The organism is uncultured Rothia sp. (assembly GCF_963544205.1).
Taxonomy (GTDB): domain Bacteria; phylum Actinomycetota; class Actinomycetes; order Actinomycetales; family Micrococcaceae; genus Rothia.
In genome coordinates, this window is record NZ_CAUUDY010000002.1 from 34,768 (window position 1) to 56,196 (window position 21,429).

Below are 21,429 nucleotides of genomic sequence, written 5' to 3' on the forward strand. Positions count from 1 at the left end.
GCTCAGAGGGCAAAAAGTGGGATAATTTCAGACGTAATACTTCACCGCAACTACAGAGGGTCCATGAATTCCCAGCCGTCTTCCCACAACGCGCAGTCTCTGGAGTCGATAAGCGAGTACGCCGAGCGCACCTCATCGCATGCCGCTGCCGCAGCCGCCAGCGTCACCGACACCTTCGTGCACCGTATTCTTGGCGTTCCCGGCGCCCTCATTGGTTCGGTGCAAGTGCCCGACCCGCGCCCGCTGAGCCAGCGCCTGAACGCTTGGCACTACTGGTGGCAGGCGCACCTGCTGGACTGTGTGATTGATGCCGGTCAGCGTCACCTGCGCGAAGGCGATATTACTGCCGCCCAGGAGGAGCTGCACCGTGCCCGCGCGCTGTTGCGCGGCATTAACGTGCGCAACTATGGCCGCTTCGCGAACGACTACTTTGACGATATGGCGTGGCTGACCCTCGCGGTGGGCCGCATGAACTCCTTCTGCATTGAGCTGACCGGCGCGAATGATGTTGCCGCCCAGGATGCTGGCGCGGCCCTCTTTGAGCAGTTGGCGAAGGGTTTCTCCCCGGTGGGTGGCATGAGTTGGCGCAAGTCCAAGCGTGATTTTGTGAATGCTGCGGCGACCGCGCCGACTGCTCTGGCGTATGTGCGTGCGGGCGACCCGAAGACTGCCGCAGCGCTGATGGACTGGATGAACGAAACTCTCTGGGATGCAGAACGTTCGCTCTATATTGACGGCGTGAACGTGCGCGGCGACGAGTACGAGTACGAGCGCGGCGAATTCACCTACAACCAGGGAACCGCCCTGGGTGCGCTGCTGAGTTTGGCGGCATCCGGTGTGCCCTGCGAGGTGGATCCTGCCGAGCGCGCCGAGCGCCTCATCGTCGGCATCGTCAAACACATGACCGAAGAGGTGGAGTTCCTCTCCGGTGCGCGCCGCCGCATCCTCATCTCGCACGGCGACGGCGACGGCGGCCTGTTCACCGGCATTCTCGTACGCTACCTGGGCATGGCGGCATCCTCGCCGCTGCTCAGCGATGAGGCGCGAGCGCTCGCCTCAACCCTGGTGTACTCGACCGCACGCGCCCTGTGGGAGGGCCGCCGCGAGTTCGACCCCGACCTGCCGATGAACGAGTACGGCATTGATCCGAACGAGATTCGCGGTAAGGCGCTCGTGCAGTTCTCCCCGCGTTTCACCGAGCCGATGAGCAAGGTTGTGAAGCCCGGCGCGCCGGTGGAGCTGTCCACTCAGGTGCAGGCGTGGACTATTTTTGAGACGGCGGCGCGTCTGGCGCATGCCCGTGATCTCGCCTCCCACGGTTTCTAAGCACAGCTTCTAAACACGGCTTTTATATTCCATAGCGTTGATACCAGCCCTAGCCTTCTCTCAGCAGCGCAGAAGGTTAGGGCTGGGTTCATTGCGGGGGCGTGTACACGGGCGTACGGTGAATTTTATGCTTGCTTCAGAATCACAACAGGTCACCGCCAGCCCGAACTCCAACACCATTTTCATGGTGTGGAAGTTCAAGGAGGGCGTCTCGCAGGATGCGCTCGTTGAGGGGTTCCAGAACCTCTGCGGGCTCGTCATTAACCTCAACCACACCGCCGCGAACCGCTACTCGCCCGAGAACGCTAACGTCGTTCTGGGCATCAGCCACAGCGCGTGGCTGACCCTGGATCTTCCCACGCCGCTGCCGCAGGAGCTCGTGGAGTTCGAGGAGATTAGGGGCCCCAAGCACACCGCTGTGTCCACTCCCGGCGATTTGCACTTCCACATCCGCGCGACTCAGCCGTCTGTTGCCTACGATATGGCGTCCGCTATTACCGCGGCTCTGCGCGATATTGCTGAGGTGCTCGAGGAGGTGCACGGCTTCCGCTACTGGGACGGCCGCTCCATCATCGGTTTCGTGGACGGCACCGAGAACCCGCAGACCCCCGCGGCACGCGAATACTTCGGCCTCATCGGCGACGATGACCCCGCGTACAAGGGCGGCAGCTACCAGTTCGTGCAGAAGTACATTCACGACATGACCGCTTGGAACAGCCTGCCCGTCTCCGAGCAGGAGAAGGTCATTGGCCGCTCCAAGCACGACGACATTGAGATGGACGAGGACGAAAAGCCCGCCAACTCGCACTCCGCTATCGCCAATATCGGTGACGACTTCAAGGTTATTCGCGACAACATGCCCTTCGGCACCGTGGGTAACAACGAACTGGGCACCTACTTCATCTGCTACGCCAGCACCTTCTCGACCGTCCGGAAGATGCTCATGAACATGTTCATGGGAGTGGACGGCGCCAACTACGACCGCCTGCTAGATTTCAGCACCGCGGTGACCGGCACCCTCTTCTTCGTGCCGACCGTGGATATGCTCGGTGACTTCGCCGGCTAAGCTTGGCTGAACCCAGCTGCACCCGGTTAGCTTCTTGCGAACCCCGCCTCCGGCAAAGGAGGCGGGGTTTTCCGGTAGGCTAGGGTGTAGACATTCAGACGGAAAGCAAACAATCGAGAGAAGAATGAGCGTTCTAGATAATTCTTTCCCCACCGAGGACTTTGGCTTCACCATCACCAGCCGCCTGGCGGACACCGCCTCCCCCAGCGCTGAACGTGTAGAAGCCAACGGCGGACAGTTCCGCGGACGCACCGGTGTCATCACCACCCCGCACGGACAGATTCAGACCCCTGCCTTCACCCCCGTGGGCACCAAGGCAACCGTCAAGGCGGTCCTGCCCGAATCCATGAAGGAGCTCGGCGCTCAGGCTCTGCTCTCCAACGCTTACCACCTGTACCTGCAGCCCGGCCCCGAAATTCTCGACGCGGCAGGCGGCCTGGGTGCCTTCATGAACTGGGACGGCCCCACCTTCACTGACTCCGGTGGCTTCCAGGTCATGAGCCTGGGCTCGGGCTTCAAGAAGGTCATCGACATGGGCACCGTCGCGGACGCTAAGGGCGCCGACGGCCGCCCCCTCGGCGACGACGACGTGGCGAAGGGCAAGGAGCGCCTCGCCCACATTGACGACGACGGCGTGAACTTCAAGTCGCACATTGACGGCTCGATTCACCGCTTCACCCCCGAGGTGTCCATGCAGGTGCAGCACCAGATTGGTGCCGACGTCATGTTTGCTTTCGACGAGCTGACCACCCTCTACAACTCCCGCGGCTACCAGGAGGAGGCACTCGAACGCACCCGCCTGTGGGCGCTGCGCTGCATCGCTGAGCACCAGCGCCTGACCGCAGAGCGCGTGGGCAAGCCCTACCAGGCGCTGTTCGGCGTGATTCAGGGCGCCCAGTACGAGGACCTGCGCCGCAAGGCATGCCAGGACCTCGGCTCCATGCCCTTCGACGGCTTCGGCATCGGTGGCGCGCTTGAGAAGGAAAACCTCGGCACCATCGTGCGCTGGTGCGCCGAAGAGCTACCCGAATCCAAGCCCCGCCACCTGCTCGGCATCTCCGAACCCGACGACATCTTCGTCGGCATCGAGAACGGTGTGGACACCTTCGACTGCGTCTCCCCCACCCGCGTGGCACGCAACGCAGCCGTCTACTCCCCCACCGGCCGCTACAACATCACCAACGCGCGCTTCAAGGCGGACTTCTCGCCCATCTACGAGGGCTGCGACTGCTACACCTGCACCCACTACACCCGCGCCTACCTGCGTCACCTCTTCAAGGCGGACGAGCGTCTGGCGGCGACCCTCGCCTCCATCCACAATGAGCGCTTCATCGTGCGCATGGTGGACGACGCCCGCGAGGCCATCAAGGACGGCACCTACTTCGAGTACCGTGACGAATTCCTCGGCAACTACTACTCCGGCAAGAAGCCCTAAACCCGCTCTTCAACCCGCGTAAGGAGAACCCTATGAGCATCACTCATGTTCCCGATGAGGAGCTTCTCGTCTTCGACCACGAGATCGCCGCACCGGTCGAGGACGTCTTCGGCGCCTACCTGGACCCCGAACTGCTGGTCCGCTGGTACGGCCCCGCCGGCTGGCACGTGCGACCCACCGACGTGGTCGTGGAGCCCGTCGTCGGCGGCATGCAGCGCCTGTCCATGATTAACGAGGTCGACCCCTCGGTGTCCTGCATTCTGCAGAGCCGATTCCTGAGCATTGAACCGTTCAAGGAGATCGAGTACGCCGAGCAGCTGCCCGACCACCTGGGTAACCCCGGCAGCGTGCTGGTGTACCAGCGTCACCGTTTCTTCCCCGAAACCGTGATTACTACCGACGGCGTGGGCTCCGGTACCCGCATCGTCATTGAGATTGGTCCCATGCCCGCCTCGGTCCACGAGGAGGTGCGCACCACCTGGCGTTCGACCTTCGCCCGCCTGGACGATGTACTCGCCGCCCGTGCCCGCGGGGAGCTCTAAACCTCGCCGTGCCGACTCCTCGAGATAGCCTCGAGACAGCAAAGCGCCGCGTTGACGAATCATTCGTCAACGCGGCGCTTGCGTTTAACGCCTAAACCTTGCGGGGTTGAGCCGCAGGCTAGTTAGTCAGCTTCACGGTAATGACAGTGCTACCACCATCCAGGGACACGCACTCGGGGGTCGCACGATCCGCACCGTCACCAGGCTTCCAGTAGCAGCGCGCCGACATGACGGTACGCTCACCATTCGCCTTATCGGTCACCTCCGCGGGGTTCTGCACCACAAACTGGCGGATCAGCTCACGCGCAAACAGGCAATCCACCGCGCCGGAGGTCACCTGAACCGTCGCGTTGTGCTTCAGGTAGCCGGTAGCGTCCATGCTGCCGCAACTACCGCCCGCAGACTGAACATCCGAACTGGACAGGCTAGCGGTGCTCGACGCGCTCGCCGAAGCGTTCGAACCGGCCTTCGCCGATGCGGAGGAGCTCGCCGCCGCGCTCGCCTGAGCAGTCGTTGCGGGGCTTGCGGTGGTGATAGTTCCGGGGCTCACGGTAGCCGCCGCGGTGGAGGTGTGCACAGTACCGGCAGTCGGGGTGCTTTCAGTGACCGTTGCGGTGCGGGTGGGCGAAGGGGTCGCCTTCGCGCTCGTAGCGCTCGGGCTCGGGGTCGCGGTAGCGCTCGGGGAGGCGGTGGTGGCGCCTCCGGAGCACGCCGACAGGGCCAGCAGGAGCGTGGCACCGAGCGCCACGGGGCTGTAGCGCTTAGCGGTGCGGAGGGTAGTAGAAGAAGTCTGGGTAGAGTGCTTCTGTGCCGGATGCATGGTGACCTTTCTGCGTCATCGGTTCGGGTTCCTAACCAGTATTCTAAAGACGCTACCTGTGAGCTAGCTATACGGCATCTTAGGAACCCGCAGGGTAGCTCCCTAAAAACACAGCAGGAGGGGCTCCCCGGTATTGCGGGGAGCCCCTCCTGAGCTATCGACAAACCATTATGCCCGCGTGCTCCGTTTTAGAGCTGACCGCCACCAATCGGAACCGAGTAGGTTCCGCCATCGTGGCAGGTCATCATGCCATCCTCCGGCTCGCCGTAGCAGGTGATCTGCTTGCCGGAAGCCGCAGGGAATGTCGTCACATTATTCGGGCGCAACATGAGCGTATTCGCAGTCGTGCTCTCGGCATGCAGGGTCGCGGGGGCGACATCCTCCACGTGCTCATCGTAGGCACCCGTAGCAAAATTCATGCGGGTGATGCGCACCGGTGCCGAGAAGGTACGACCCACCGCGCCGTTACCATCGGTGAGCTGACCGCCCAGACGACGCTCACAGGTCAGAGTCGACTCAGCGGGGTTCAGCTCGCAGAGGGTGCGCTCATCGTAGCTCTTGAAACGATAGTAACCGGCACCAGAATCGTACCGGGCAGGATCCATGAGGAACGGAATGTCGGGAGCGTCCGGATTCTGCAGGCGAGCCACGAAGGCGACATCCTCGCCAATAGTACATTCGGGGGCACCGCGGTCCTCACGACGGTTCTCCGCCATCTCGTACTGCGGGTTCCAGTAGCAGGTGGCGTCCTGAACCTTCGCAACCTGATGCTGAGTCAGGTTGTCGTCAGCACGCGGAGTGGTGACGTACTCGGTCAGCACGTCCAGCGCGTGAGCGCAGTCCACAGTACCGCGCAACACCATGATTTCCGCGCCGGTCTTCAAGTAGCCCTTGCGCCCGATGTGCCCGCAGCGCTCGCCGGCGGAGGCGCGTTCAGCCTCCACCTTTTCGGGCGCGCGAGGAGTGTCACCGGTGGGAGTCGCTGCCGCGGTGGGGGTTTCCTTCGCCTCAGCAGGTGCGGAGGACTCGGATGCCTTCGCCTCAGCACTCTCTGCGGGGGCGGGCGCCTGAGTCTCGGTGATGGTCGGCTCGGTCTTCTTCGTCGGCGACGGGGACGCCGTGGAGGAAGGAAGCGGGTACTGCGAGTGGTTAGCCGTGCCGGAGGGGCTGGGGGTCGACGAGGAGTTTTCGCTCTGAGAACCGCCGAAGCAGCCGGTCAGGGCAAGGAGCAGGGCGGCGGCGCATCCGGTGGCGCGCATCGTGCGGCGACCCCAACCGGCGGGGTCAGCCTGAGTGTGGTGAAACGACATCGTTATCTCTCCCGGGAATGAACCTTTTGCACCCTTTGCAGAAGGTATTTAAAGCATACGCTTAACCCCGTTCAAGACCGGTTTATTACAGCAGAGCGCCAGCCTCTACTTCTGCGGCAGGTAGGAGCTCAGCAGTTCGCGCTGCTCGGGGCTCAGACGAGTCAGACGCCCCGCCACGGAATCCCAGAACGCCAACACGGTGAAGGCACGAACGCATTCGCGGCCGTCCACCGGGGAGAGAATCGAGTAGCCAATACGCACGGAGGCGGCACTGACCTTCTCCACGCTCAGGCGCACGGGTACGGGCTCACCGGTGTAGGGCAGCTGAGCCAGGTAGCGGATGCCGTGTTCGGCAATGAGCGCCTGCACGCCCTCGGTGACCAGCTCGAAAAGCGGAATGGGAGGCTGCGGTGCCACAGTAGGCTTCTGACCGGAGGAGGGAGGCGGGCCGAAGAGCGCCACACGGGCTTCTTCCATGAGGGAGAGGATGGCAACGTTGTTGACGTGGCCGTAGGCGTCCATGTCGCCCCAGCGGGCGGGAACGTGCACCAGCAGTTCGTCGGTGTTGCCGGTTGCGGAGGCGGGGGCCGAGGTTTTTGCGGTGGTGGTCTTTTCGGTAGTGTTTTCGTGGCTTTGCATGGTTTTAACTCTACTCGCCCCGCGCTATGAGCGTGCCATTCACACAGGTTCACAATATAAAACAAATGAACACAATAATCAGGGTTAATGCTCTAAAAATATGCTCAGAAATTAAAATGATGAGGCTCGAAAGCTACGATGCTTTCGAGCCTCATCCAACACACAGACATTTGAACGCATACAAGATCATACGGTTCACTGTCTATGATAGACCTGCCCTGAGAGCCCACGGCATTTTTACGGTTTTATTACGAGGAATTCCAGAAATTTTCCGTATTTTTCGTTTATTACCCGCACTAGCCGCGAACTACCCTACTCAGGATTTCAGGGGGTAAAATCCCCGAACACAGAACCGCAGTTCCTAACGACCCAGCTTCGCCGCGGTCTCCAGCGCATGATCGGCGTCGTACTTCATCGCGTCGTACTCGCCGGTTGCCTGCTGAGCCTCCACGAAGGTCTGCTCATCAATCACGTGCGTGTGGCGAATACGAGCAAAGTACAGCAGGCTCAGCACCACAAAGTAGCCCACGCCCACAATCGCCGGAATCATGGAGCCGCGCACCATGAAGAGCGCAACCCACACCGCGAAGAGCAGCAGAACACCGACCGCGGCAGTGAACTGGCCACCCCACAGGCGGAAACCATCGGTCGCCGGCTCAACACGCTTGTACACAATGTAGGCGAACAGAATCAAAACCCACACGGTCAGCGCGCACACCATAATCACGAAAATCATGGAAAGGAACGCTTCCTTCGGGCTGTACAGCGCCAGCAGAATAGCAATGACCATACCGCTGGTCGACAGCCATACCGCACGAGCCGGAACGCCCGCACGATTCACCTGAGCCAGCTGGCGAGGCGCCATACCGTCAACCGCCAGCGAGTGCATCAGACGCGCACCCGCGTACAGGTTCGCGTTCGCACTCGACAGCGCCGCAATCAGCACCACAAAGTTCACGAAGTGCGCCACACCGTGCACGCCCAACTGCTCAAAGACCAGAACGAACGGGGAAGCCTCCACCGCATCGCCCAGACCCGACGCCGAACGCCACGGAATAATAGCCACAACAATCAGGACCGCCAGCACGTAGAAGGTCGCCAGACGAACCATCATCGCCTTAGCCGAGGAACGCACCGAGCGGGAGGGGTCCTTCGCCTCCGCGGCAGAAATCGAAATCATCTCAATACCGCCGAAGGAGAACATCACAACGGCCAGCGACAGCCACACCGACTGCGGGCCGTTCGGCATGAAACCACCATCGTTGAAGAGGTTTGCGGTACCCACCGCGGCGTGGCCGGGCAGACCGAAGAAAATCAGGCACAGGCCCACCAGCAGGAAGGCAACAATCGAAATGACCTTAATGGAGGAGAGGAAGAACTCCAGCATGCCGAAGGACTTCACGCTCGTCAGGTTCAGCACAATCAGCGCCACACCAAACACCGCAATACCGGTCCACAGGGGTAGCTGCGGCCACCAATAGTTCAGGTAGGTCGCCACCGACACCAGCTCAACACCGGCAATCAGAACAGTCGCCGTCCAGTAGGCGATGCGAGTCAAAAAGCCCGCGAACGGGCCCAGGTAGCGGGTAGCAATAGTGCCGAAACCGCCGCGGACAGGGTAGCGAACCGCCATTTCACCGGTTGCCGCACCAATCACCGAAGCGAGCGCAGAACCAATAGCGTAAGTGAGAATGACCGCGGGACCAGCCATCGCAATAGCGGTGCCCGAACCCAAGAAGAGGCCCGTACCAAGCGCCGAACCCATCACAATCATGGTCATCTGTCCGTGGGACAGAGAACGCTTCAGGGTGCGCGATCCGGCGGTCCCCGCTGCAGCGTGGCTGCGGGTATCGTCGTTGTGGGACACGAAGGTGCCTTCCGTCAGTACGCCTTAGGGGCGTGATGTGCAATGTGTGCTCGCACCCGGCGCCCGCGGCCTCATATCCTCGGTGACAGGTGCGAATAGTTAACTATTCTACGGGCAGGCCCGAGCCGTTCAGAACGGCGCTGCCGGAACCTGCAGAAAGCGAAAGGCACCGGGCAGGGGTGCTCCCCCATCCGGCGCCTTTCATATTTTAGCCTCGCGAGGCTTTCACGTTATTTAGTGCTGTGCCGCGTTGGTGTCCTCGTCGGCGTGCATAGCGTCCAGGTCGGGGCGCTCATAACCGCCCTGAACCTTCGAGGAAATGGCGTAGCCAATAGAAATCAGCACGAAGAAGATGATGCCGACCATGATGGATTCCTGAACACCCGAGCCGGGCAGCATGAACATTGCCGCCAGGGTCGCCAGAACACCCGCCAGAGCCAGACCAGCGGTGACGCGGCCACCCAGCACGGTGAAGGAGGATGCGTTCTTCTGGTCCTTCTTGTACGCCTGGTAGGTCAGCAGAATCATGATCCACACAATCAGGATGCACAGGGTCACCAGCGCCATGAGCAGGGCGAAGATGTCGCCGATCTTGGCAACAGCCATCACGGTCGCCACAACAACGCCGGTGAAGGAAATCAGCAGAGCCACGACCGGCACACCGCGCGAGGAGGTGCGGGCAGCCACTGCGGGAGCCATACGGTCAGAGCCCAGGGCGTGCAGCAGGCGGGTTGCCGCGTACAGGGAGGCGTTCGCGCCCGAGAGCGCAGCCACCAGCACCACGAAGTTCATGATGTCCGCGGCGAAGGGGATGCCCAGCTCAGAGAAGACGAGCACGAACGGCGACTCGGTCAGCTCCGAGTTCTGTGCGGCGGTCTGCCAGGGCACCAGGCAGAGAATAATCGCCATGGACACCACGTAGAAGGTGGACAGGCGCCAAATCATTGCCTTCACGCTGGTTGCGACCGAGCGTGCCGGGTCCTTCGCCTCCGCTGCGGAGAGGGAAATCATTTCCACACCGCCGAAGGAGAACATGACAACAGCCATCGAAATCCAGATGGATGCCGGGCCGTTCGGCAGGAAGCCGCCGTCGTTCATGAGGTTTGCGGTACCCGCCGCAGCGTGGCCGGGCAGACCCACGAACACCAGCAGCACACCAATCACCATGAACACGATGACGGCAGAAACCTTAATCGACGAGAGCAGGAACTCCAGGGCGCCGAAGGACTTCACGCTCACCAGGTTCAGCACCAGAATAATCGCACCGAAGAGGGCAACGAACACAGCCAGGGGAACGTCCGGGAACCAGTACGCCATGTAGTGGCCAACCGCTACCAGCTCAGCGCCAGCTAGCGGCACGGTGCATGCCCAATACGCCCAGCGAGTCAGGTAGCCGCTAAAGGGGTTCAGGTATCGGCTGGCAATGGTGCCGAAACCGCCCTGGACGGGGTGACGCACGGACATTTCGCCCGCACACGCAGCAATGGTTGCCGCAATCATCGAACCAATAGCGTAAGAGAGGATTGCGCCGGGGCCCGCAATTTTAATGGCGGAGGAGGAGCCCAGGAACAGGCCCGTACCCAGCGCCAAGCCCATTGCAATCATGGTCAACTGGCCGTGGGAGAGGGAACGATTCAACGAGTCGTTCTTCTCCGACTGCTCGGGGGTGTTCCCCTGCAGTTTAGACATAACGTATCTCTTTCTTAGACATGCTGTGTATTGAACAAATCTGAAAAGGCAATGCCGCCCAGGCGTTAGGCCGGGCGGCTCTGCACATCAGCTGTAAGGAAGTTAGCTTATGCCACGTACTCCAGTTCGTGACGCTTGAACCAACCAATAATCGGGTAGCTGATCGGCATGAGGAGCACCTCGACCAGGCACTTATAGATATAGCCAATCAGCACGTAGTTGATGAACGCTTCCGGGGTGTCGATGCCGAGTACCGGTGCGGCGATCGAGCAGAAGATGAGGGTGTCGAGCAGCTCACCAACCAGGGTGGAGACAATCATGCGCAGCCACAGGAAACGGCCCTTGCACGCCTTCTTCATCGCCACCATGACCCATGCGTTCAGGGTCTGACCGAAGAGGTAGCCGAGCAGGGAACCCGCAAAAATCTGCCAGACCGGGCCGAGAACCTGCGCGAACGAATCCTGACCGGTGTAGAAGCTTGCCGGCGGCAGGTGCACAATCAGCAGGAAGCACAGGGCGGCAAAAGCAGCCGAGCTGAAGGACGCCACAATCGCGCGGCGGGCACGCTTGAAGCCGTACACCTCAGAAAGAAGGTCACCAATAACGTAGGCGAGAGGGAAAAGGAAGAAACCACCATCGGTGACGATGGTGTTACCGATGAGGGGCAGTTCGAAGGGCAGCGGACCGAACTCCACACCCTTGGTTGCACCAATATTCGAAATGATCAGGATGACGCAGGACGCGCCCAGCAGCAGATCAAAGTAGCCGCGGCGACCAGCCCAGGGCACCTTGACGGTGCTCGTCTGAGCCTTAGATTCGCTAACGGGTTTAGCCATTACTTTCCCCATGTCTTTCTTCATGCGATGTGTTTCTTGACGCGAGGACACCGCCCTCACGCATGGTGGGTGAGCACGCTATGCAGGGCGCTACTCACCGGCTCGCCTGCCACCCGAGCCTATCTAATAGTACCTATATGCTGTGGCGGCGGCAGGTTTCTGCGCCTCTTTCAAGAGTGTGGACGCCTTTCAAGAGTGTGGACGCCGCATGCACCCGGTTACCCGGTGTGGGATACCTGCAGCACCATCTCATCCCGGTAGCGGCAGAACCCGCACATTTACAATGGAGGTATGAAGAGACTGAGCCGCAGAGTTCACCGCAGCGGAGTTTACCGTAGCGGCGCTCACCGTACCGGACAGGTGGCATCCCTGCTGGAAGCGGGTACGGGGCGTGCTCTACGCGCCTCGATACGGCGTTCGCTACGGCGTTCTGCACGTCGAGCGCAGAAGAGGCGGCACCGCAATCAGCGTAGGCTCAGCGCCCATATTCCGCGTCTGCATCCGCTGTTCACCTATGCGGCGCAGGCTGTGCGCACCGGAGCTTCCCTGCTAGAGCCAGTGCTTCTGGCTTCGTCTGAGCTGCTCGGTTACCGATCGTTTACGCATCGCGGGCGCAATATCTACTATCGGGTCGATAACCTGTATCTTCTGACCGATTCTGAGTCTGCGCCCGGTGTGCTGTTCTATTTTGATGGTGATCATCTCTCGCGTGCCGGTAGCCGCCTGTTGCGCCGAACTTCCCCCCTGCGTGCCGAGCTGGCGCAGGTGGCGGCTGAGTTCAATATGCTGTCGGTGCCGGTGCTGTCGCCGGGTAGCCTGCGGGAGCCGCGTCTGACCGATGGTGATTCTTATGCGCCTCCGCTGACCTATAACTGGTGGGTTCGTGCCCGCTCGAACGGCAGGATGGTTCGCGCCCTCATTGAGGAGATTGCCCTGGCGTACGGGGTGGACATGAGCCGCGTCTGGCTTGCCGGATATTCGGGCGGCGCGGAGTTCCTCAGCTACGAGCTGCTCTCGCACGATATTGGTTGGATTCGCGGAGGCGGCGCCACCTTCATCGGCGGCGGCGGCGCTGACGGCGTGCCCGCACGGGTGCGTGAGCAGGCTGCGCTGAATCCTTCTTCGCATGAGCGTCTGCTGATGAGCTGGCATGTGGGCGTGCTGGATGGGCGTTCGCCGTCTGGTCGCCGGCGCATGGCGACGAGTGCCGAGGGGAGCTGGTCGGCGCGTATTGCGGCGCAGGAGGGTAGCGCGTTCTACGAAAGTTTGGGTGCGCGGACTCTGCTGCAGGTGACTCCGGGGCGTGGCCATACGGGGTATCCGATTGCGTCGCTGGTGGGTGCTGATTTGGCGGCGGCTACGCGTTTGGGGTTCCTGTAGGGGCTGTGTTTTGTCACAGGTTGTTTTGTCATAAACGTGAAAATTCGCATGGATTGCGCAAATTTCTTGGTGACACATTCGATAAATTCGTCATTTGCTGACGATTTGGGGTAGAGTGTCACTATGCCTCGTATTTCTGCAGCAACCAACGCCGCCCAGCGCGAAAACACCAAGCGCGCCATCCTCAACTCCTTCGGCGAGATTCTCTACAACCGCGGACTCTCCGGCCTAACCATGACCGACGTCGCCAAGAACGCCGGTATCGGTCGCACCGCGGTCTACAACTACTTTGCCGACATGGGCGAACTGCTGGTCGCCTACGCCCTGGACGAGACCGAACGCTTCCTCAACGAACTGCGCGTCGGCCTGGAGGGCATCGAAAACCCGATCGACCAGCTCGCCGTGTACATTCGCCTGCAGATCAACGACCTGGCGCGCCGCCACCTGCCCCCGGGCCCGGCAATGCGCTCCATGCTTTCCCCCGAGTCCTACGCGAAGCTCGGCAAGCACGTGCACGAGCTGCAGATGGTGCTGGCGCATATTCTCTCTGCCGCCATTGCCGAGAACTACATTCCCAAGAACGATATTCGCGAACTGGCGATGCTCGTGCACGGTTCGCTCTCTTCGAGCGCTGGCCGCGCCGAGGACGCACCGGATGAGGAGACCCGCGAGCGCCAGATTCTGAATACCATCCGTTTTATTCAGATGGGCTTGGGCGCACGTTTTGATGCCGAGGGCAACCCTGTTCGTCTGGACTCCGAGGAGTCCCTGCCGGAGCAGTCCCCGGTGCAGGAGGCGGGCCTGAAGGTCGCATCCTAAGCATGGCGCCCTAAGCAACAAATACGTAGCAGTTATACGTTCATAAGAATGCCGCGGACCTGATGCTTCTTTGCATCGGTCCGCGGCTTTTTCTATATTCGGGTGGGTTTTTACGCGCCGGGCAGCAGCGCCGGGGAGATAGAGTCCAGGTCCAGCACGCGTGCGTACATGACGGCGCGGCGGTGCAGCGCGTTTCGGAGCGCGCGGTGCACGCCGTCTTCGAGGTAGAGTTCGCCACCCCATTTGACGACGTGCGGGAAGAGGTCGCCGTAGAAGGTGGAGTCTTCCGCGAGTAGGGTTTCGAGGTTGAGGGTCTTCTGGGTGGTGATGAGGGTGTCGAGGCGTACCTGCTGCGGCGGGATTCCTCCCCAGTCGGCGTGGGTCATGCCGTGCTGCGGGTAGGGGCGGCTGTCGCCTACTTTTTTGAAGATCATGGTGGTGCTTTCTGCAGGTATGGGGTGCCTCGGCGGCGCGTGGAACCGTGGGGGTTCTGAAGAAATAGTACCAAGGGTATAAAAAATCCCCGGTCTTAGAATCTAAGACCGGGGATCGGTGGCGGAGGATGGGGGATTTGAACCCCCGAGGGCTGTTAACCCAACACGCGTTCCAGGCGTGCGCCATAGGCCGCTAGGCGAATCCTCCAGCTATGTTTTCTACGCATTGCGCAGGCAACGAATAAAACTTTACTACGCTTTTGCCGGGCGCGCAAGCCCTATGCAGCAAAAGTAACAGAAAGCACACTCGCGGGCGCTTGTGCTCCTATTTTCGGGCGGAGCGGGCACGTAGTGCATATGACGGGCGCGAACTACCCAGGTGCCTGATTTTGGGCATAGAAAAACCCCTTACGCAACCGCTGAAACCCAGGATTCCGAGCGAGCGAGGATATAAATCCTGGGTTGAAGCCATCGAACGACAGTGAGACGGATATGACGGGTGCGAACTACCCAGGTGCCTGATTTTAGGCATAGAAAAACCCCTTACGCACCCGTCATAGCTCGAATACCCTTGCTACCTTCCGGTCCTGGGGGAGTTTTCCAAGATAACGCCACGTAAGAGGCAAGAACCAGTGTACCGGATTTTTGGGTTCTTGGGAATTCGGTGCGTCCGCGGTATTTCTGTGGGCGTACATGCTACCCGGGTGGGCATCCGTAGCGGGTGTCGTGGTGGTGTGTGTTCACCGGTGACTGTTGGCCACTCGGGCCGGGGGTAAAGCGTCTAAAATGGTAGGGATTGTCCTATCCGCACCCCCGAGTTGAAGAGGTTGCCGTGAGCACTGCCCTTTATCGTCGTTATCGCCCCGAAACCTTTGCTGAGGTTATCGGGCAGGAGCACGTGACCGAACCTCTTATGGTCGCCTTGGAGAAGAACCGTGTGAATCACGCGTACCTGTTTTCGGGTCCGCGTGGTTGCGGTAAGACCACGTCGGCGCGTATTTTGGCGCGCTGCTTGAACTGTGCGCAGGGTCCGACTCCTACTCCGTGTGGCGTGTGCGATTCGTGCCGTGAGCTCTCGCGTGATGGTGGCGGTTCTCTTGACGTGATTGAGATGGATGCGGCGAGCCACGGCGGTGTGGATCATGCCCGTGACCTGCGTGAACGCGCAACTTTGGCGCCGGTGCGTGACCGTTACAAGATCTTCATTATTGACGAGGCGCATATGGTGACCCGTGAGGGTTTCAATGCGCTGCTGAAGATTGTGGAGGAACCGCCGGAGCACGTGAAGTTTATCTTCGCGACGACTGAACCGAATAAGGTGCTGGGTACGATTCGTTCGCGCACTCACCATTACCCGTTCCGTCTGGTTCCGCCGGAGGTTCTTCTGCCGTTCCTGCAGGGTCTGTGCGATCAGGAGCAGGTGGCCGTTGAGCCTGGCGTGCTGCAGCTGGTGATTCGTGCTGGCGGCGGTTCGGTGCGTGATTCGCTGTCGATTCTTGATCAGCTGATGGCTGGTGCGTCGTCGCAGAACGGTATTGAGTATGACCGTGCGGTGGCGCTGCTGGGTTATACCCACGCGCAGCTTCTGGATGAGGTCATTGAGGCGTTGGGTGCGAAGGATGCGCCGGCTCTCTTTGGTGCGGTGTCTCGTGTGGTGGCGACCGGTCAGGATCCTCGCCGTTTTGTGGAGGATCTGCTGGAGCGTCTGCGTGATTTGATTGTGGTGAAGGCTGTTCCGCAGGCTGCAGGTCAGATTTTGCAGGGTGTTCCGCAGGACCAGTTGGAGCGCCTGGGTCAGCAGGCGCAGGCTCTGGGTGAGCGTGAGCTGACGGTTGCCGCGGGCACGGTCAATGAGACTCTGAATGGTATGACGGGTGCGGCGAATCCGCAGCTTCAGCTGGAGTTGTTGTGTGCGCGTCTGCTTCTGCCTGCGGTGGAGGGTTCTGCCGGTGGCGCGGAGGTTGCGGCGTTGGCTTCTCGCCTGCAGGTTTTGGAGCGTCGCGTGGCTTCTGGTGCTGCTGGTTCGGCTCCTGCTGGTTCTGGTCCGGCGCAGGGTGGCATGTCTGCGGCTCGCGCGGCGGGTATGGCGGCGGCTGGCCTGGCTCCTAAGACCCAGGTGTCTGCACCCCAGACTTCTCAGGAGCAGGCAGCCCCTCAGCAGAGCGGCTCTCAGCAGGGCAGTTCTCAGCAGGCCAGCGCGGGTGCTCCCCCGCTGGCGGGTGCGCCCCTTAGTGTTGCACCTCTGGCACCGACCGCGCAGGAGTCCGCGCCTGCGGCTGGTGCTCCCCTAGCGGGTAACACCCCGGCGGCACCTCATGCTCCGGCGGCACCGAATGTCCCGGCTTCTCCTGCAGCAGCTGCGGCGGGTACCCCCTCCGCGCCTCTGAAGCTTGACCCGAACGATCCGCTGGCGGCGGTTCAGGGTAATTGGCGCGCCATTCTTAACCGAATGAGCGTTCCCGGTGCGGCGGAGCAGCTGATGAAGGTTCGCCCCGCCCGCATGGACGGCGCAACCCTGTACGTGAGCGCCGACATTGCGACTCTGCGCGCGGTCAAGGGCTTTGTGCCCGAGCTGACCGCCCGCGTGAGTGAGTTCCTGCGCCGTCAGGTGACCATTCATGCTCAGGTGGCAAAGCCCGGCGAGCAGGCTAAGCCCGCCCCGGCGGCGGCGTCTGTAGCGCAGCCTACCCCGGTACAGCCCGCAGCTCCGGCGGCGGCGCCTGTAGCGCAGGCACCTCAGCCGCCTGTTCAGCAGGCACCTCAGCAGCCCACTCAGCCGGCACCGCTGGCTGATGGTCCGCGCGGCGGTGAGGATGCGTGGCGTCGCCACGGTCAGCCGCTGACCGGCGCAAACACCCCCGAGTCCACGAGCGTGGATGCCCCCCTGGGCGCGTGGGAGGTTGCCCCGATTCCGCAGAGTGCCCCCGAGGAGGCACCTCAGCAGGTTGCCCAGGCGGCAGTGCAGGCACCGGTTCAGGAAGCCCCGGCTGGTCCGCTTGCGCCTGAGCCCCCGGTTGCTCCGCAGGTTCCGACGGGTCAACAAGTTCCGGCAGCTCAGCAGGTTCCGGTTGCTCCGGCGGGTGGTTTTGGTGAGCGTGATTCCTTTGCCGCATCCGGTAGCGGAGTTCCGCAGCAGGAGAGCGCCCCGGAACCCCAGCAAGCACAGGAACCCCAGCATGCCCCAAATCCCCAGTATGCGCAGGAGCCCCCGTTCGCGCAGGAGCCTCCTCACGCGGAGGAACCTCCGTATGAGGAGGAGCCCCCTTTTGAGGATGAGCCTGCCTACGCTGAACCGGATGAGGCACCCACTGCACCCACTGCACCCGCAACGCCCGCGTTGCCTGCTGAGCCTGTAGCACCGGCTGGTCCGCTCGCTGCTCCGGTTACCCCGGCAGGTCCGTTGGCGGAGGCACCGCAGGATTCGGCAACCCCGGTTGACCCTGCAGGTCCGCTCGCTGCTCCCCCGCAGACGGCACCGGTTGCCCCTGCAGGCCCCCTAGCGGCGGGTCCGTTGGCGGAGGCACCGCAGGCGGCCCCTGCTGATAATGCCCCGGCAAGCGAGGAGAAGCCCGCAGCGCCGGCTTCTAACGCGCCTACCGTACCGACTCCTACCGCGCCGAGCGCACCGGCGGCACCGGCTCGCCCGGCACGCGCCGCATCCGATGAGGACTACGTCTCTGAGGATGACGAGAAGGTCGAAAACAGCACCTTCATCGGTCTGCGCGCTATCGAAAAAATTATTGGTGGCACCGTCATTGACGAACGTCCCCTGCACCAGCCCTAATCCGGGAATCTAACACCGGGTAGGTGCCGCGCCCGCCATCGCACCGATGGCGGGCGCACTCATTCCAGCCGCATACTCGCTACGCGAAACGCCCCTAAACTGTCAGGGGTTGGGTGCATACTCATAACGTCGCCCAAGAACAGCGCACCAGCACAACACACTGCATCTGAAGGAGAAGCCATGTACGAGGGAGCAGTTCAAAACCTCATTGACGAGCTCGGCCGCCTGCCGGGTGTGGGCCCCAAGTCGGCTCAGCGCATTGCTTTTCACATTCTGAATGCGGATGCCGCCGATATGGCGCGCCTAGCCAACGCGATTTCCACGGTGAAGACCAGCGTGAGCTTCTGCGAGGAGTGCGGTAACGTCTCCGAGACGAAACTGTGCACGATCTGTCGTGATGAGCGCCGCGACCCGTCCGTGCTGTGTGTGGTCGAAGAGTCGAAGGACGTGGTGGCGATTGAGCGTACCCGTTCTTTCACCGGCCGCTACCATGTGCTTGGCGGCGCCATTAACCCGCTGGCGGGTGTGGGCCCGGAGCAGCTGCGTATTCGTGAGTTGGTGTCCCGCCTGGCGGATGAGCGCATCCAGGAGATTATTCTGGCGATGGACCCGAACCTTGAGGGTGAGGCGACCGCAACATACCTCTCGCGTATGCTCGTGCCGCTGGGTGTGCGTCTGTCGCGCCTGGCGTCGGGTCTTCCGGTCGGTGGCGATCTGGAGTACGCGGACGAGATTACCCTGGGCCGTGCGTTGGAGGGTCGCCGCGTCATTAGCGAGGGCACGGCGGTGGCGCATACTGCCGCCGAGGATTTTGAGCGCGTGAGCCGCGAGGAGGAGCAGGAGCGTGAGCAGGCGGCTCAGGTTCAGGCTCAGGAGGCGAAGCAGAGTCGTCGCCGCTGGAATTCAAGCATGTTTGATGACCTGGATGCTGAGGATTCTGCCGTTTCCGCCCCGGCGGCGCCCGCCGGCGTGCAAGGTACAGTGGATGAGCAACTGATTGAGCAGGTTCTGCAGGAGGCTGAGGACTCTTCTGCCGATACTGAACCCGCCGCAGAATCCGCCCCTGACCTGGGTGAAGACTCCGCCGAGGAGGCTCCGGCGAGCGCCGCCTCCGACCCCGCAGAGGCGCCCGCGTCCGAGCAGCCGGAGGATGCTCCGGAGGTGTTCCGCACCCCCGACTACGAGGAGAAGATCCGCTCGATTCAGAACGCCCCGTTGCGCACCCCGAAGCCGGATGTTCCGCCGCTGCCGGGTGTCACCTATGTGAACCCGTGGACCTAAAAACTCGCCTTTGCTGGCTTGTTGTACCCGCCTCCACACCCCGCATCACTACCGCGTAATACTACGTAATATTTCACGGGGCAATACATACGGGGGCGCAGTTCGCCGCTTGCACTGAACGCCGTCTACTATAGGTGAGGAGCCGGCGTCTGCCGGTAGCACACAAAGTAACTGACCTGGAGATATCTATGAGCCTGATCGTCCAAAAGTTCGGCGGTTCCTCCGTAGCGGATGCGGAGGGCGTCAAGCGCGTTGCCCGCCGCGTCGTGGACACTCAGAAGGCAGGTAACGATGTGGTCGTCGTGGTGTCCGCTATGGGTGACACCACCGATGAGCTGCTCGACCTTGCCGCAGAGGTCACCAGCAATGTCACTCCTTCCCGTGAGCTGGACATGCTGCTGACTGCCGGTGAACGCATTTCGACTGCCATCCTGTCGATGGCTATTAACGACCTGGGCGCTAAGGCCCAGTCTTTCACTGGTTCTCAGGCTGGCATGATTACTGACGGCGTGCACGGTTCTGCGCGCCTGGTGGAGGTCAACCCGGACCGTATCCGTGAGTCGATTGAGGCTGGCAACATTGCGATTGTGGCTGGTTTCCAGGGCATGAACCGTCAGAGCGGCGACATTACCACTCTGGGCCGCGGCGGTTCCGATACGACCGCTGTTGCGTTGGCGGCTGCTCTGAAGGCTGATGTGTGCGAGATTTACTCGGATGTGGACGGCGTGTTCACCGCCGACCCGCGCATCGTGCCGACCGCGCATAAGCTGGATACCGTCACTAGCGAGGAAATGCTGGAGATGGCGGCGAATGGTGCGAAGATTCTGCACCTGCGCAGTGTCGAGTATGCTCGTCGTTTTAATTTGAAGCTTCACGTGCGTTCTTCGTTCTCGAACCTTGAAGGCACCATTGTGATCCCGGAGGAGTCCGCGGAACTGACCCCCACCCATCTGAAGGAGATTCCCTTGGAACAGCCCCTGATTTCTGGTGTTGCGCACGATCGCACCCGCGCAAAGATTACCGTTGTTGGTGTTCCGGATGTTCCCGGTTCGGCAGCGAAGGTGTTCGGCCTGCTGAACGAGGCGAAGGTGAACCTGGACATGATTGTTCAGAACGTTCCCACTGACCGCCCGGGCGTGACCGATATTTCCTTCACTCTGGATCAGGCGCAGGGCCCGACCGCGCTGAAGGCTCTGGAGAATGCTAAGGCTGAGCTGGGCTTCCAGGAGGTTATTTACAACGAGTCCGTTGGTAAGCTGTCGCTGGTTGGCGCGGGTATGAAGACCAACCCGGGTGTTTCGTTCACTTTCTTTGAGGCGCTGTCTGCTGCGGGCGTGAACATTGACATGATTTCGACCTCTGAGATTCGTATTTCGGTGATTACTGAGCTGAGCAAGCTGGATGAGGCTGTTCGCGCGGTGCACACTGCATTCGGTCTGGATGCCGAGGGTGAGGCTACTGTTTACGGTGGTACTGGCCGCTAGGGTTTAGGTCGTTTGTGAGCTGTACGCTTCGGGAGGGGCGGTGCTGGTTTGATCCGGCGCCGCCCCTCCCTTTTATCGGTGCACAAGTGAAATATCTGAAACACTTTACAGTTATTTCAGATAGGGGTATGGTTGTATCAACCGTGGATGAGCCTCTCACCGAATGATATGCACCCCACCGGCGCGGTGCCTTCGGATGCTTATTCGCCCAACCCCGAGGAGAAGATAATGACCACCACCCTAACCAACCCCCTGGAGGAAGATACCCTCAATCAGGCTCGCGCAGAGGCACGGGAAATCCTTAAGAACTCTGAAGAAACCACCATTGAGCTGACCGTTTCGGGTCGAGAAAGCCAGCAGTTTGGCGATGCCCTCAACCAGGTCATTCAGCACGTCCTGCATGCCCTGGCTAATGGGCAAAGTATCGATGTTCAGGTTGTCCCTCACGATTTGACGACGACGATTGCGGCGCAGCGTATCGGTATTTCACGCCCGACACTCATGAAGGCTATTCGCTCTGGTGACCTCCCAGCGCATAAGGTGGGTAGCCACTTCCGTATCCGCACCGAGGATGCTGATGCTTTCCGTAAGGGACTTCTCAAGAAGACCGTTGCTCAGAAGGAGCAAGCTCTCAAAGAGCTCTGGGAACTCGAGGATGAACACGATCTTGTTGACACCTTCACTGAATAAAGTAGTTTTACTTTCTGCCCTACCTTG

17 protein-coding genes, 1 tRNA gene and 1 other RNA gene are annotated in these 21,429 nt (G+C 61.2%); 10 read left to right on the forward strand and 9 right to left on the reverse strand.

Annotated features, from left to right (window positions below):
• Positions 1-63: 63 nt before the first annotated feature.
• The 4 genes from RWZ58_RS02120 to RWZ58_RS02135 all read left to right on the forward strand — a co-directional run bounded on the left by RWZ58_RS02120 (position 64) and on the right by RWZ58_RS02135 (position 4,369).
• Positions 64-1,326 carry a glycoside hydrolase family 76 protein gene (locus RWZ58_RS02120; RefSeq protein ID WP_314657070.1) on the forward strand — a complete coding sequence of 421 codons (1,263 nt, stop codon included), beginning with the start codon at positions 64-66 and terminating at the stop codon, positions 1,324-1,326.
• 127 nt (positions 1,327-1,453) lie between these two features.
• Positions 1,454-2,392, forward strand: coding sequence for a Dyp-type peroxidase (locus tag RWZ58_RS02125; protein WP_314657071.1), 939 nt, complete (start codon positions 1,454-1,456; stop codon positions 2,390-2,392).
• A gap of 124 nt (positions 2,393-2,516) precedes the next feature.
• Entirely contained in the window at positions 2,517-3,827 is a 1,311-nt protein-coding gene (gene tgt / locus RWZ58_RS02130; RefSeq protein WP_044150805.1) for a tRNA guanosine(34) transglycosylase Tgt, read from the forward strand.
• 32 nt (positions 3,828-3,859) lie between these two features.
• Positions 3,860-4,369, forward strand: coding sequence for an SRPBCC domain-containing protein (locus RWZ58_RS02135; RefSeq protein WP_314657073.1), 510 nt, complete (start codon positions 3,860-3,862; stop codon positions 4,367-4,369).
• 118 nt (positions 4,370-4,487) lie between these two features.
• Here the strand turns inward: RWZ58_RS02135 and RWZ58_RS02140 are convergent, their stop codons facing one another.
• The 6 genes from RWZ58_RS02140 to RWZ58_RS02165 form a co-directional block, all read right to left on the reverse strand.
• Complete coding sequence (locus RWZ58_RS02140) at positions 4,488-5,189, reverse strand: hypothetical protein (RefSeq protein ID WP_298699425.1); 702 nt, start codon at positions 5,187-5,189, stop codon at positions 4,488-4,490.
• Between the two features lie 188 nt (positions 5,190-5,377).
• The gene (locus tag RWZ58_RS02145; RefSeq protein ID WP_314657075.1) at positions 5,378-6,499 is read right to left on the reverse strand and encodes a phosphoglycerol transferase; all 1,122 of its coding nucleotides are present in this window, start codon (positions 6,497-6,499) and stop codon (positions 5,378-5,380) included.
• 105 nt (positions 6,500-6,604) lie between these two features.
• Positions 6,605-7,138 (reverse strand): thioesterase family protein, encoded by a 534-nt coding sequence (locus tag RWZ58_RS02150; RefSeq protein WP_314657077.1) that lies wholly within the window; start codon positions 7,136-7,138, stop codon positions 6,605-6,607.
• 361 nt (positions 7,139-7,499) lie between these two features.
• Entirely contained in the window at positions 7,500-9,005 is a 1,506-nt protein-coding gene (locus RWZ58_RS02155) for an amino acid permease (RefSeq protein ID WP_314657078.1), read from the reverse strand.
• 234 nt (positions 9,006-9,239) lie between these two features.
• Positions 9,240-10,694, reverse strand: coding sequence for an amino acid permease (locus tag RWZ58_RS02160; protein WP_314657079.1), 1,455 nt, complete (start codon positions 10,692-10,694; stop codon positions 9,240-9,242).
• A 107-nt stretch (positions 10,695-10,801) separates the two neighbouring features.
• Entirely contained in the window at positions 10,802-11,530 is a 729-nt protein-coding gene (locus tag RWZ58_RS02165; RefSeq protein ID WP_314389812.1) for a queuosine precursor transporter, read from the reverse strand.
• Between the two features lie 291 nt (positions 11,531-11,821).
• Between RWZ58_RS02165 and RWZ58_RS02170 the strand changes: the two genes are divergently transcribed.
• Both RWZ58_RS02170 and RWZ58_RS02175 read left to right on the forward strand, forming a co-directional pair.
• Positions 11,822-12,910 (forward strand): hypothetical protein, encoded by a 1,089-nt coding sequence (locus RWZ58_RS02170; protein ID WP_314657080.1) that lies wholly within the window; start codon positions 11,822-11,824, stop codon positions 12,908-12,910.
• A 123-nt stretch (positions 12,911-13,033) separates the two neighbouring features.
• Complete coding sequence (locus RWZ58_RS02175) at positions 13,034-13,729, forward strand: TetR/AcrR family transcriptional regulator (protein WP_005509262.1); 696 nt, start codon at positions 13,034-13,036, stop codon at positions 13,727-13,729.
• A 110-nt stretch (positions 13,730-13,839) separates the two neighbouring features.
• Here RWZ58_RS02175 and RWZ58_RS02180 read toward each other — a convergent pair whose 3' ends face one another.
• The 3 genes from RWZ58_RS02180 to ffs all read right to left on the reverse strand — a co-directional run bounded on the left by RWZ58_RS02180 (position 13,840) and on the right by ffs (position 14,791).
• The gene (locus RWZ58_RS02180) at positions 13,840-14,163 is read right to left on the reverse strand and encodes a type II toxin-antitoxin system VapB family antitoxin (protein ID WP_005507186.1); all 324 of its coding nucleotides are present in this window, start codon (positions 14,161-14,163) and stop codon (positions 13,840-13,842) included.
• A gap of 119 nt (positions 14,164-14,282) precedes the next feature.
• Positions 14,283-14,371 (reverse strand) — tRNA-Ser (locus RWZ58_RS02185).
• Positions 14,372-14,694: 323 nt separating this feature from the next.
• An RNA gene (gene ffs / locus RWZ58_RS02190) (signal recognition particle sRNA small type) lies at positions 14,695-14,791 on the reverse strand.
• Between the two features lie 204 nt (positions 14,792-14,995).
• Between ffs and RWZ58_RS02195 the strand changes: the two genes are divergently transcribed.
• From RWZ58_RS02195 to RWZ58_RS02210, 4 genes are all read left to right on the forward strand, one after another.
• The gene (locus tag RWZ58_RS02195; protein WP_314657082.1) at positions 14,996-17,947 is read left to right on the forward strand and encodes a DNA polymerase III subunit gamma and tau; all 2,952 of its coding nucleotides are present in this window, start codon (positions 14,996-14,998) and stop codon (positions 17,945-17,947) included.
• A 180-nt stretch (positions 17,948-18,127) separates the two neighbouring features.
• Positions 18,128-19,228 carry a recombination mediator RecR gene (gene recR, locus RWZ58_RS02200; protein WP_314657085.1) on the forward strand — a complete coding sequence of 367 codons (1,101 nt, stop codon included), beginning with the start codon at positions 18,128-18,130 and terminating at the stop codon, positions 19,226-19,228.
• Between the two features lie 188 nt (positions 19,229-19,416).
• Positions 19,417-20,712, forward strand: a complete 1,296-nt coding sequence (locus tag RWZ58_RS02205) for an aspartate kinase (RefSeq protein ID WP_314657088.1) — start codon at positions 19,417-19,419, stop codon at positions 20,710-20,712.
• Between the two features lie 228 nt (positions 20,713-20,940).
• On the forward strand, positions 20,941-21,402 hold the full coding sequence (locus RWZ58_RS02210; RefSeq protein WP_314657089.1) for an excisionase family DNA-binding protein: 462 nt from the start codon (positions 20,941-20,943) through the stop codon (positions 21,400-21,402).
• Positions 21,403-21,429 lie beyond the last annotated feature (27 nt).